Genomic DNA, 13868 nt, shown 5'->3' with positions numbered 1-13868 from the left:
GCGAATGCACTTCGATTCGCTGAGCTTGCTCAGGTTGAAAGCACGGTGTGCTTTCAACGCAAGCGAAGACGTGAGCGAGCTGCATATGCGCGAGCGATATTTGTGCGCTTATGTGCGCTTATGTTTTGTATTCTTGTGGTTCGCGCGCACCCAAACCACAAGATGTTGTGGTTTTTGCGACACGCAGGTCATGCAAAACACTCCGCCTACTACATAAAACTATTCGGTTATTATTGCATATTCAATAGATTTTTTTGCAAAAGCCAATTATTATAAAAACTTTTACGCTCTGCGCAATTATGTTGGGTTGCAACTTGCAATTCGTTCTGGGGGGGGGGGGTATAAATATTAATGGCTTCGGTTAAAGCTGCGCTTTGCTATCTTGTTTTTGCGCGCGAGTTAATCGCTGGGTTAGTCGTTGGGTTAGCCCCGAGTTAACCGCCGCATTTAGCGCCGCGTTGAGCGATTGCTGAACGTTTATGCTGTGTTGGGCAGTGGGAGTCCCCGCTTTGTACGGGTACTGGTTGGAACGCTCGGCACATTGTGCTTAACGCCCTTTGAGTATTGGATTTGTCTGGTACTCTACCCGTTTTGGGCGTTGTGCGCAAATGCGTAACACAAGCAAGAGCGAAGTGCAACAGAGTAACTAAGAATAAAGAGGAACAAGCCGCATGGAGTGGGTTCATGCAGTGTGTTGGGGTTTGCCACGATATTCGCGGTGCCAGGAAAGGTGAGTAGACTATGTTACCAGCAGGGTTACGTGGATTCGCATCACGCGTGGGGCGTCTTGCGTTGCGCGCTTTTGCTTGGAATAAGGGTGATGCCGTCGCACGCCCAGCCCGCACCCTACTCCGCGCACTTCTTGCAATGATCCTCGCCGCCGCCACGCTCCTTGCAATGCTCGTTCTTCCTCCAGTGAATAAGGCAAATGCCTACGATATTTATTGGGAATACAGAGGCGAGGGTTATCTTGTTGCAACATCTGAAGATAACAATGGAAAAGAAATTAGAGCTGGAACAAATAATGCTAGATATGCCAGTGGTGCAGCCTGGTTTGACGGACCATCATTTTCTAGTGATGGCAAAACTGTAACTTGGAAAGTAGTATTTAACCCTCAGACCTACTATAACGCGAGTAGAGTTGATACAAAATACGAAGGCAATATTGATGATGGAAAGGGTACTAATAGACCTTTTGGAGAGAATCCAATATTTTATGCATATTTACCAAAAGGCGTTAGCAATATTAATTTAGTTAGATACAAATATTACGTTGAAAGAGATAGACGTAATACATCTTGGATACGTCGCGGTTATGAGTCCGGCAACATTAATACGTGCAATTTCAGCGATGGTGGATGTAATACATACTGGAACAACAGCGTTGGCCCAGGAAGTGGCGAAACTGGTGTTGGCGGCAGCAATATGTCAAAGATATCGTATAATCATCCTGCTCCTAACTCTGGCTCTAGTGCTACCTCTAAATATTCTGTAGACGAAATTTACAAATGGAAAGATGAAGGTAAATTTGGCGTAGGCATTGTTGATAAGCAAAGTCTTTCCTATACTTCGCGTGGTTTTATTATTGCTCCTGGTTATGAGTGGGAGCTTTCTGCACAGTTAGATAATGGATACACAAAAGATGATTTTTACAAGATGCCTTTCATCTTTGGTGTTACGAGTGATAACGATAGAAGTAAAGGAAAAGGTAATTATCGCAAAAACAAGTTTGCATTTGCTGGACCATTTGATACAGACGGTGATGGTATTCCAGATAAATTAGATTATCTCTTGTCGATGCACCCTAACGACAACGATCAGATTAAATATCCAGAATACAGTAACAGCACTAAGCAAGAAATGCTGAGCGATTTTTGGGGTGCAAAAACTGGAGCAACCTACTACGGTGGTGGATCTAATGTTCCAATTACTTCGTATGGAATTCCTATAAGTGTTAAGCCTTTTGCAAAAATATGGGATTGGAATAAGAATGACCCTATTCCTGCGCATTTTAATGATAATTGGAACGCGTATAAATATGATGATGATCATCCGTACAAGTTTACTGTAGATGATGTAAATAAAACCACAACTGATTTGCCTAATAGAGTTTCAACAACTAAGCCTAAAATCGGCATGGATTATAGTTTTTATGGGAATCTACCTAGTGGTGTTAAGGAAGATACTGGCAAACAAGGTAGCCCGTGCAATGTTACCAAAGACAAGGGTTGTGTAAAAATCAATCATGATACTGGTGAAGTAACTTACAATCCTTTAATCTCGGATTGGAAAAGAAAAAGTAACGGCCAAGATAATGGTTTACTTACATTTCCTATAGAAATCAAGTATCCAGCACCAGGTTCATACAATCTTGTATACGGGAATACGCGTAATGTTAAACGCCATAATCTTACTATTCGCGTTCTTTCGCAGGCAACGCAGTATAGTCCGCATTATGACGAGACTGAAGTAGATTTTCATGCAACTGGAAATAATGGAAAAGATAGCGCTAAACCTTATAACAAAGCTAAGGACGGATGCAACGCCCGCAAACCGTTGATTGATAAAAGAGGCAAAGATTTACCATCTGGTGTTAAGTTCATCTTCCCAGATAAAACTACTGGTTACAACAAAGATAAGTATATTTTTGGCGACTCTAAGAACCCAGTAGGCGAGTCTAGGCTATCTTGGGCTAGCTTAACTGGCAAAGATCCTTTGCGAAACACTGATGGCATCGTGCATTTTGCTCCAAGCAAGGTCACAGATTCGGGCAAAAGCTTTGCCGAGGGGCCTAACAACGGCAATCACACTAAAACGCCTGTTGTTGTAAAGTATGCGGACGGCTCGTCTTCCGAGGATTTGGACGCTGGAAATATTTGTAGTAGCAATGGCAAGGTAGATAAGGCAAAAAGCGTAGTTTACGCGCCTGTTCATGTTAAAAAGTACCCGCCAGATGTAAGTCTTGACATCTGGGAAGGCAGCGGAATGCATGGCGTCTATAGCGATGATAGCTATAAAGATTCAAAGATGGAACGCCGCTATAATGAAAACGACTATAAAGAGATAACGTCTATTGATGCTCACAAGAAGATAATACTTGATTCTTGGGCTAAAGATGGCGACGGCAAAATAGATTTTAGAGCTGTGTGCCATAGAACAGATAAAAATTCTAATTCTAATGAAACTAACGTATACAGCTTGCTTACGCCGCCTGATAACAACGGCAAGGGCGCTTCTGGAAGCATTAATGGCGTTAAATTTACAGGCTATCGCTACTGGAAGTATGCCACTAAGGAGCAAGAAAAAGATTGCAAGAAAAAGGGCACTTGCAATGCTGAGAGCTTCGCTTATGATTACCTTACTAGCGATAGCTATAACGTTGACACTTTGCAACGTTCGCGCGCAGTAATTGATGGAAAAAAGTTTAGTAAAGATGGCAAATACGAGTGCAAGGTGTTTGCGTTCCACAATGGTTCTGATTCGTTAAAGAAGTTCGATAAAGAAGCAAATGATCAGGCGAAGAAGAAAGATTACAGTAAGCTATTTGACTTTGGTAATAAGCTTGGTAAGTCTGATCAAAAAGGCAAAGAGTGGACTGATAATACTTTTAAATTTAGCGTTAAGCTTAAAGACAGCCAAAAGTATAACCCGACTTATAAAACTATGCCAACGATTGAGGCTGGTAAGTCAATTAAGAAAGGTCAGGGTGGTGATACCACAAGAGACGAGATTAGCACTGATAAGCCAAAGAGCACTAAAGACGGCAATGGTGTTCCGCTGGATGAGCAAGATGGCATTGTTGTGGATAGTCTCCCAACGGGCACGTGGTTTGAGATTAAGCGCTTTGTTAAAGCTAGTGAAGTTAAAAACGAGAATGCCAAGACGTACCCTTGGTCTAGGTTTGAAGACAGCGAAGACAATGTTACGCGCGATAAAAACGGCGATCCTGTTAAGAATAAAGGCAAAGTAGTTCCTGAAAATAAAAAGGCTCGCGTCTACGGCTCCGTTACCTTCCGCCCAGATAAGTGGCAGTCTGCTGGCGAGTATTGGGCGGAGGTTGTTGCGCACTACCCAGATGGCTCTGCTTCAAACGACAAAGATTCGATTAACTACAAGCACCCTGTGTATGCAAAGGTGAAGGTTACGCCTAAGCCTGGCAATAATAATTTTGGACTGGATTTGTATAGGAAGCAATCAGTTTATAGTGGGAAAATCAGCGTTGAAAATGGCATAAACCTTCATCCAGGAGATTCTCTTACTGGCAACGATCGCCCTATGTTTGACGCTTACTTAACAAACGCGGTTGGCAATCTTCACCAGCATATGATTTGCTCAAAGCAAGACAAGAGTGGCAAGCAAACCGACTATACGTATGGCACGCTCCCTGGTCATGTTAATAACACGAAGCCAAATGCGAAGGAGAGCGAAAAAGACGGATTGCGTCTTTTGGAACCGCAGACGATTTGGAAGCATTCGTCGCTTAAGGAACAGCTTGAATGCAATGCGGATGGTAAAAAGTGCAAGTCTGATACTTTCTTGTATGACGATTGGGTTGACGGCAGTAAGAGCGTTAACACTTTTGAGCGCACGCACGGATCTTTTGGCGGCAAGGCGCAGAAGACTGGTGACTACCAGTGCAAGGTCTACGTTATAAAGGGCGATGCTGAGTCGAAGAAGTTTGCGGATGCCGTTAAGGGTAATATCAAATCTAAGAAGAACGCTGACCCAGTTGACGGCGTTCTGAACGCCAGCGGCAATCCATACGGCACAGAAGGCGTGGGGTATAAAACTGATTCATTCTCTGTGCGTATTCATAGAGATAATCAGCTGTATAACCCGACTTACACGAAGATTCCAACGATTTTGGCGGGTAGTACTTTTGACAAGAATCTTAAGAAGGGCAACAAGGCAGCTATAAGCTCTGACACTCCGCAAAGCAAGAAGAAGGTTAAGGACGCTAGCGGGCAGAATTACGTTAATGCCAACGGCGTTCCTGATTACGACTTGCAAAACGTTAAGGAAGGCTCGCTTCCTAAAGGCACTTGGTACGAGATTAAGCGTTTTGTTAAGCCTGGCGATATTAGTGACAAGAAAGTCAAGGATTTGCCTTGGGCTAACTTTGAAGACGGCGAAGACAACGTTAAGATGAAAGACGGCCAGCCAGACTTGAAAGACGGCAAGAAGCAGCAAGACAGCAAGGAAGCAAAAAACAAAGGCTCCGTAACCTTCCGCCCAGATAAGTGGCAGGATGAGGGCGACTATTGGGCCGAGGTTAGGGTTCACTACCCAGACGGCTCTGTATCGGACGACAAAGACTCTATTAACAAGGATCACCCTATTTACGCAAAGGTGAAGGTTACTAGACCAGCAATTGGTAAGAACGATTTGACTGTTAACGTTTACAAGCAGTTTGACCGCAACGCGTATAACGTTCCATCTAACGTCCAAGTCGACTCCACAGATAACATCAACAATGTTGACAGCAAGGTTGGCGTTACTGTTATGCGCGGAATCGGCCTGCTGAACGACCTTGGCGTTGACTCGTGGTCTACCGCCAAGCGCGACGGCATTACGCTAAGAACATTATGCAGGGATGCGAATAGTCCTGCTAAGGGAGATACCAAGCCTCAGGTTTGGAGCGAAAATCTCGACAAGTTGTTCTTCCAGCTTAATGGTAGAGAAAATCAGAAAGTGTGGGGACACGCGAACTTCCAGCAGCAAGAAGCCTGCCGTAAGGGCAAGAATAATGGTGATGGTTGCGATACTGATGTATTAAAGAACCCTTTGCTTTTCGACAGCACTGGCGGAACTATGGAGCGCTCGCGCGGATTTATTTCAAACTCCAAAGCGCCTACGGATACTGGCAAATACTATTGCGCAGTGTTTGCGTTGAAGAAAAAGGCTTTGGATGAGTATAAGAATGCTGTACAGCGTAACACGATTAGCGTTCCTAATAATAGCGATATTGTTAGCGCTATGGGCTTTAGTGGCACGAATGGCATTGACTACGCCGCAAAGTTCTTCCCAGTCAACGTTGTGGAGCCATTTAAGCTGCCGAAGACTGGCGGGGAAGACTGCGTGAATTGGAACATGCTGATGAGCGTGGTGTGCGTGCTTGGCACGGGCGCCATGGCGGCTGGGTTCTTCCTTGACCAGACCAAGTGGGGGCGCGCGATGCTTGAGGCGTTGCTGCGTAAGGCGATGCTGCGTAAGGCGGCGCGCGGTGCGGTGGCTGCGGATTGCACGGCTCGCACAACAGTGGCTCGCACAACAGCGGCCAGCACGGTGCCAGCCTCGCTCGCAGCGGCGGCTAATCGCGCTGTAGGCGCGGCGGCTTGCGGCCACGCGGAACCTGCCCCCGCAATCAAAGCTTTTATCCGCAAAACTGCCGAGTGGTGCGGCGGCGTAATGCTGCGCATCGAATGGTGGATAACCGAAAGGTGGCGATGCTGATGAAGATATTTTCTGCAGCGTAAAACCTGCGGGAGGGTTTGGGCGCATGATTGTGCTCAATCAAAACTGAAAATGATAACTAAATGGATTAGCTGGTGTGGATTGGCTGGCGGAAGTTGGTTGGCTGGCGCGTTTGCGGCGCTGGTTGGCTGGCGGAAGTTGGTTGCAAGCTGCGATTGGCGGAAGTTGGTTTAACTGGCGGAAGTTGGTTGATTTGCACAAACTAATCAACATAAACACAAAACATAACACATATCTCTCAAAGTGTTCGCAAGAACAAAACAAACAAGGAGAAAATATGAACAAGATAACAAAGCAGTGCGTGGCCGCGGTGGCCTCGCTCGCGATGGCTGGCACGCTGTGCGTCGCTGGCGCCGTGGTTGCTGGCAGCTCCGCTTGGGCAGAGGATGCAAAGCCTGCTCCATGGGCATTGCCTACGGGACAGGAAAATATAAAGGGCTCCATCAACATCATCAAGTACAAGTACAAGCTGAACAGTGATGGCACTCAGGAAAAGCAAGAAAAAGTTCCTGGAGCAGAGTTCACTGTTACTAGGGTTAAGAAGCTTAATAAGAGTGATACTGCTGAATTAAACCTCAAGAGCTACGACGACTGGATGAAGGTTGCCGCTAAGGTTAGTGCTTTGAACGCAAATCCAAATGATGCTAATTTGGATCTTGATACTGCTAAAAAGGTTACAACTGCTTCCGAAGACAATACCGCAAAAGGTGAAGTCAAAGGTGAAGCAAAGTTCTCTGACCTTGAGATCGGCCTTTACAAGGTTGAAGAAACAAAGACACCAGCTGGCTATGCTGGTCTTTCTAAGCCATTCTTCATGACGATTCCGCAAGTTACTCGTGCGGAAGACAGCACGGATAACACCTACAAGTACGATGTAGAGGTATCGCCAAAAAACAAGCCAACTGATATTAAGAAGAAGGTTGACACCAAGGGCACTGTTGGTGCTGGCGATGAGATTCCTTACACCATTACCACAGATGTTACTACAACGTCCACAACCGATCCTGGTAGCTACACAAAGGATGATTTCAAGGATTTTGCTGTGTGGGATGACGCGTTAACTAATGCGTATGAAGGTGTGACTGATAATCTCAGTGCGGCTGATGCTAAGAAGTTGGTTACGGAAGTCAATATTGGCACTACACCAATTAATAACACTGGAACCCAAGAAGATAAGTACAAGGTTAGTGTTGAAAAGTATGACGCTTCTAAAGCAAATGGTCCAGAAAGTGGACGTGTTCGCATTAAAGTAGAGTTTACCGACGGCGATAATGGTGGTCTTGCTGACATTGCTAACGCCATCAAGACTGCCAACAACAAGGCTCAGCTTCCACAGTTAACTGTTAAGTTTACGTTTAAGCTTAAAGCAGATGCTCCTACTACAGCTACTGGCTTCTTCAACAAGTATGGTTTCCAGCCAGGTCACAAAAATGGTGAAAAGACTCCAGATCCAGTCAATCCTAAAGAAAATGATCCAAATACAAAGGTGACGCTTGTTAAGTTCCAGATTAAGAAGGTTGATGGAACCGATACTAGCAAGGTGCTTAAGGATGCTAAGTTTGCTGTCTTTGCTAAGAAGGATGATGCTGTTGCTTGCGCAGCAGATAAGGCTCGTACTGATGTCAACTGCAAGGACAAGGCTACTAAGGGTCTTGTTAAAGGCACGAATTCTGATGCCATTGCTGATGGCCTTGCAGGCGCAAACAAAGGCACTGCTGGCGGCACTGGTTTGACTGGTGCTTTTGAAGTTAAGGTTGGAGAGACCTTCTACATTGTAGAAACCGCTGCTCCAGAAGGCTTTGCTTTGTCTCCAAAGGTTGAGGAAGTTACTGCAAATAATACGGGTGAAGGTTATGACACTACTAAAGCTATCTTTACCTACACATTTAAGGATCTTCCAAACGGCGGTGAAGGCAACAAGCGCTGGTTTAACCTTCCAGAAACTGGTGCTGCAGGCGTGATTATCTTTGCGCTTATTGGCCTCGGTCTTGTTGGCTCTGGTATGTTCGTATTCCTTAAGAATCGCAAGAAGGAAGAAGAGCAGCAGGCTGCGTGATTGTGTGTGATTAGCCAACGCTGGATTAGGTGGCGTTTGGTTTAATCATGCAAAAGATTTAGGCACTTTGTACCAGAAGACACGCTGCAGCGCTTAAAACAAAATGCGTTGAGCATTTTGTTTCTACGCTGGCGTGTTCTGGTACAAAGTGCTCTAATCTTTCCCGAGTTTGTACGTGATTTTGGTCAAATGTGGTACAAAGTGCGGAGTTATTTCATTAAATAGCTTGAGCTTGGAGGAGTTATGAAGCTAGCCGATGTTAGCAATTTGTGCCGCTCGTTGCGTGCGCGCGCTGTTGCTAAATTGTTTAAAAATAAGGCGAAGCGTACCTCCAATGCAGCTGGCGCAAGTGGCGTGGCTGCGGAAAAATCGCAAGCAGCCGAAGACCGAACTCCACGCCCAAACTCAAGCCAAAAAATAAACAAAAATACACTTAAAACTAAAAAAATAACTAAAAAAATAACTAAAAAGAAAAGCGCGCTGATGCGCATTATAGAGCCGATTGCGCTGGTTCTTGCGGGCATTTTGTGCTTTAGCTACCCTGTGTGCTCAACGCTGTGGAACAATCACGTTTCGAAGGAGATTTCTACAGCGTACGATAAGTACAACCACGATCAGGCTGGCGACGTGCGGCGCGCGCACATTCGCGGTGCAAAGCGCTACAACGCCACGCGCAAAGACATGCTCACGCGTGACCCGTACGGCGGGGACGGTCAGGAAGACCTAACCAACACGCCTGGCTACAAGCGATACCTTAAAACGCTTGAGGAGCCGATGGGCATTATTGGCATTGTTAAGATTCCGAAAATCGGTGTAAAGCTGCCGATTTACCATGGCACGCTGCAAGAGACGCTGGCGCGAGGCGCGGGGCACTTGTACGGCACGGATTTGCCAGTGGGCGGCAAGGGGCGGCACACCGTGATCACCGCGCACACGGGCTTGCCGAACGCAACCATGTTCGACTCGCTAACCGACCTTAAAAAGGGCGACTATTTTTACCTTGATGTGCAAGGGGAGACCTTGCGATACAAGGTGTTTCGCATAAACGTGGTGGATCCGCACGACATAAGCCTGCTGCAGCGCGAGCCTGGGCGCGATTTGGCGACGCTGCTTACGTGCACGCCGTATGGTGTGAACTCGCACAGGCTGCTGGTTACGGGGTACCGCGTGCTGCCGGACCCTGTTGCGGCGCCAGAGGACCATGTGCAGTGGCCGCTTTGGATGACGCTGTTTGTTATAGCGATGATATTCTCGCTGGCGATTCTTTCCATGATGATTACGGCGGCGGCTGGCAAGAAGCGGCGCAAGTGGGATATTCGCGGCAAGCACATACTATGGGTTGGGCGTGGCGAGGTTAAACTGCGCTAGCGCTATTTCCCGATTTTGTAGTCCAATACGCTGTTTAGAGCTACAAAGTCTGTAAGTTTTTCCCGAGAATGTTGTTGATTTTGCCGTTTTGAGCTACAAAGTCGGTAACTTTTTCCCGATTTTGTTGCAGATTTTGTGGTTTTGAGCTACATTTTCGGGCGCGACGACATACCTTCGAGCACGCATATTCCCAGGTGATTATCAGACTTATAGCAAGATTGCGAGTAAAATAGAAAAACGTGATACTTGATCGTCATAATCGTTTAAATTTGGCCGAACTTTACGCCAGCCTGCAGGGGGCGGGCGATGGTGGGGCGCAAGACGCCACTGCTACAAATTCGCCAGACGCGGAAAAGTCGCAAGCAACCGCCGACGAAAAGTCCGCGCAAAAATCATCTATAAAAAGCGAAACGCCGCATCTTCCGCCCGAGCAAATGGACGAATTTGTAAACATGATGCAGGTGTACGAAGGTGCGATGTACGAAATTAGCACGAAGCTGGAGATTTTGGACGGCGAGTTTCAGGTGCGATTTTCGCACAACCCCGTGCATCACATGGAGCGGCGGCTTAAATCCGTGCACTCGATTTTTGAGAAGCTGCGTCGCAGAAACCTAAGCATATCAACGCGTTCGATTCGCGACAACCTGTTTGACGTGGCTGGAATCCGCGTGATTTGCAACTATCGCGACGATGTGTACGCGGTTGCGCAATACCTTTCCAAGCAAACGGACATTCAGGTGCTGCAGGTTAAGGACTACATTAAAAACCCGAAGCCGAATGGGTACCGCAGCTTGCACGTGATTTACGCTGTGCCAGTGTTTTTGTCGTCGGGTGCGCATTACACGCCGGTGGAGGTGCAATTCCGCACGATTGCAATGGATTACTGGGCCAGTTTGGAGCACGCGCTGCGGTATAAGGCGGATTTGCCGGATGCAAAGCTGGCGGAGCATTCCAAGACACTGCTTGAGTGCGCGCAGAATTTGCAGGCCATTGAGGCGCAGATGCAGGGGATTCATCGCGATATTAATGGTGCGCCGCGTGTGGAGGATGCGCCTGAGTCGTAGGCGCTTTGACTGAGCTACATTTTCGGTAATTTTTTCCCGACTTTGTTGCTCTGCGTTCTGCATAATGTGGATAAAGCAACTGAGCTCTTGTCCAAAATGAACAAGAGCTCAATGAAATCACGTGTAGGAGCAACCTACACAGGTGTGTCAATTCTATCACACTCCATAAAGATTTGTATTTTTGCAATCATTTTTTGCTTGTATTTCTGCGTTAAATATCAAACTAGATGTACAATGTCTTAATGGCTGCTAATACATCTTTTATATCTCTTCAAGAAGCGCAACAATTCTGCGGCGTTGCACGATTTGAACGTTATATGCGCGATGCGAATAATGATGTGAGCACAGCCATGCTTATATGCAAATCAAATCATGAATTAGCAGGAATACTACACGAGCAGATTGGATACGTAGAAATATGCGTGCGTAATTCAATTGATTTAGAACTTCGCAAACTTGCATTGCAAGAAAAGCAAAATGAAGCATGGACTAATCCTCTATATACGCCAGATTTAGTTAAAGACTTAATAAAAAATCAAATCAATGAAGCGAAAAAAATTGCAGTTCACGCTCATGCTGGTAGCAGTGTAACTCATGATGACATTTTATCTAAACTCATGTGGGGAACGTGGGTAAAACTTATTGGATCTTCTGAAACAACAAAAAACAATCTCATACAGCAAAAACTTTGGCAAATGTCTATATGTAACGCATTTCCATTTGTGAATGATTCCAAGAGCAATAAAAAATATGATGAGGATAGGAAGACAATAGCAAAAAATCTTATTTATATTAAAGAGATTAGGAATAAAGCAGCTCATTTTGATAATCTATACAACATAGCTAAGGGAAAGAGAAATCTTACAAACGCATTGTTTACGCTACTTCATTCAGTTAATAAATCGTTTACGAATGGCTGGATTGATTCTGCGAAAATACGTAAAGCGGCTAATAAGTATTTGGAACTAATAGATGGTTGAATAAAACTTCCCGAGAATGTTGTTGATTTTGTGGTTTTGAACTACATTTTCGGTAAGTTTTTCCCGAGAATGTTGTTGGTTTTGTGGTTTTGAACTACAAAGTCGGGAGGTTTTTCCCGAAAATGTAGCACGACACGCCATGAATCGCTACAAAACGCGCGGTTTTCAACGGTTTATAGCCTTTAACCACATTGCTAAAAATCTATTTACAAGCACAACGCCGCCACTTATTATCGGCCTATGATTATTGTTAAAAATCTTTCATGCAATCCAGAGGAATCTTGTAGAAATACAAATCTCCCTGCCAGACTCATGAACAATTTACTTGAGTCGGAGCGAAATAATTCATGCCTAATGGCCTCGTGTTTCAACGACCGCTCAATTCTGCGCCGATATCTTAAGTCTGGAGAGCTGATTGAGCCATATTATGGCTTCTACGCTATTCGCGATCACTGGAATCAATTGCTGTACAAAGATAAAGTCAAGCGTATTGCAATCACTCTTACAAATAAGATAAAGATAAGAAAGTGGAATTTTACTGGCGAAACTGCCGCCGTGCTTTTGGGGCTGGAGGTGGTTCACTTGCCTTACATACATCATTCGCTTACTGAAATATATGTGTCGTCTAGTTATGCGGAAAAATCTGCTTTGGATCGCAAAAAATCTGCTTTGGAGAAGAAAAAATCGGTGCGGGATGCATTTAGACACAAATACAGCCGACTAAAACTTCCAAACATAATAGAGGATGAGTTTGGCATAAGGCTTGATGATTTTAATAAAAACAGATATAAAGGTGCGTCGGCGTCATCGGCGTCGGCGTCATTGTCATTGTCATTGTCATTTGGTCATATTGCAACTGCTGAAGAACTTGCGATTAGTCATGTTGCCAGCATTTATAATGTTCTATATGCTTGCGCTTGGAAGGGATCGTTCGCTGAGTCGCTAGCAACTTTCGATTCTGCGGCTCGCAAGGGTGAAGATCTTAACAAAATTTTGCGTGTTTGTCGTAAATTTTACGGCTCCATGGATTGTTGTAGCGATACGCCGCAGTTCTTGAACAGTGTTCAGAATCCAACAAACGCGGATTTTTATGGTGTAAATTATTCGCCTATTAACAATCCAAATTTTCGTGACACTGATAAATTTGATGTTTTGTCGCGAATGGAGACTTTGGTAAAGTATGCGAATCCTAAGAGCGAGAACGGTGGAGAGTCGCTGGCGCGTGCGGTTATGCTTGAGCTTGGTTTTGTGGAGCCACAATTGCAGCACGAGTTTCCGAATCCGAATTGCCCGCAGAGTCCGTATCGCGCAGATTTTATGTGGAAAGTTAACGGAAAAATTATTGTTGGCGAGCTGGATGGTACTGATAAATATTTGATTGAAGATAGGACTTCGCTTAATAACCGCTCGGTTGCTGGCGATTTATCCTTTGATGGTTTCAATGAAGGCGTGGAGAATGTTGGCAACTTAAGCACAAATAACTTATATACGTATAATCGCGATGCTGTTAGAAAAGAGCGAGATAGAGAGCGCTGGATTATGGATTGCGGGGTTGATAGGATTGTGCGATTTGATTATTGCGATATCTTGAATCCGCTTGAGTTTAAGAAGAAGTTGCTTTCGGCAGGTGTTCCCGTGGCTGTTGCATAATCTACAACATTCTCGATTAATCATCTACGCTTTTTGTTGCTCAACACGCTGATTAGAGCTACAAAATCGGGAAAATCTTCCGCTTTTTGTTGTTTGACACGCGGTTTAGAGCTACAAAAAGCGGAAATTTACGCTTTTTGTACGTGATTTAGGTCAAATTTGGTACAAAGTGCGGAGTTGTGTTCCGCTTTTTGTACGTGATTTGTGATATGTACCCCTTTTTCTGGACAGTTAGTGAAAGGGTTATTTCATGTCAACTGGTAGATATAGTTACGA

At 45.1% G+C, this 13868-nt stretch carries 6 protein-coding genes; all 6 read left to right on the top strand.

Features of this window, described 5'->3' with window-relative positions:
- Nucleotides 1–741 precede the first annotated feature (741 nt).
- The 6 genes from QP420_RS06360 (at nucleotide 742) to QP420_RS06335 (ending at nucleotide 13592) form a co-directional block, all read left to right on the top strand.
- Entirely contained in the window at nucleotides 742–6453 is a 5712-nt protein-coding gene (locus tag QP420_RS06360; RefSeq protein WP_481616887.1) for a Rib/alpha-like domain-containing protein, read from the top strand.
- A gap of 298 nt (nucleotides 6454–6751) precedes the next feature.
- Nucleotides 6752–8530 (top strand): SpaH/EbpB family LPXTG-anchored major pilin, encoded by a 1779-nt coding sequence (locus QP420_RS06355; RefSeq protein WP_481616886.1) that lies wholly within the window; start codon nucleotides 6752–6754, stop codon nucleotides 8528–8530.
- A 243-nt stretch (nucleotides 8531–8773) separates the two neighbouring features.
- On the top strand, nucleotides 8774–9898 hold the full coding sequence (locus QP420_RS06350) for a class C sortase (protein WP_481616885.1): 1125 nt from the start codon (nucleotides 8774–8776) through the stop codon (nucleotides 9896–9898).
- Nucleotides 9899–10137: 239 nt separating this feature from the next.
- Entirely contained in the window at nucleotides 10138–10962 is an 825-nt protein-coding gene (locus QP420_RS06345; RefSeq protein WP_481616884.1) for a GTP pyrophosphokinase, read from the top strand.
- A gap of 242 nt (nucleotides 10963–11204) precedes the next feature.
- Complete coding sequence (locus tag QP420_RS06340; RefSeq protein WP_230953855.1) at nucleotides 11205–11942, top strand: Abi family protein; 738 nt, start codon at nucleotides 11205–11207, stop codon at nucleotides 11940–11942.
- A gap of 312 nt (nucleotides 11943–12254) precedes the next feature.
- On the top strand, nucleotides 12255–13592 hold the full coding sequence (locus QP420_RS06335; protein ID WP_481616883.1) for a hypothetical protein: 1338 nt from the start codon (nucleotides 12255–12257) through the stop codon (nucleotides 13590–13592).
- The last annotated feature ends 276 nt before the right edge of the window (nucleotides 13593–13868 follow it).

The organism is Bifidobacterium sp. UMB1197 (genome assembly GCF_030217745.1).
GTDB classification, from domain to species: domain Bacteria; phylum Actinomycetota; class Actinomycetes; order Actinomycetales; family Bifidobacteriaceae; genus Bifidobacterium; species Bifidobacterium vaginale_B.
The sequence above is the reverse complement of the archived record's forward strand: the minus strand, read 5'-3'. Positions and strand labels throughout refer to the sequence as shown.

Coding starts and splice junctions, on each gene's coding strand:
- QP420_RS06350 (WP_481616885.1), top strand. CDS start 8,774: ATGAAGCTAGCCGATGTTAGCAATTTGTGCCGCTCGTTGCGTGCGCGC.
- QP420_RS06335 (WP_481616883.1), top strand. CDS start 12,255: ATGAACAATTTACTTGAGTCGGAGCGAAATAATTCATGCCTAATGGCC.
- QP420_RS06340 (WP_230953855.1), top strand. CDS start 11,205: ATGGCTGCTAATACATCTTTTATATCTCTTCAAGAAGCGCAACAATTC.
- QP420_RS06360 (WP_481616887.1), top strand. CDS start 742: ATGTTACCAGCAGGGTTACGTGGATTCGCATCACGCGTGGGGCGTCTT.
- QP420_RS06355 (WP_481616886.1), top strand. CDS start 6,752: ATGAACAAGATAACAAAGCAGTGCGTGGCCGCGGTGGCCTCGCTCGCG.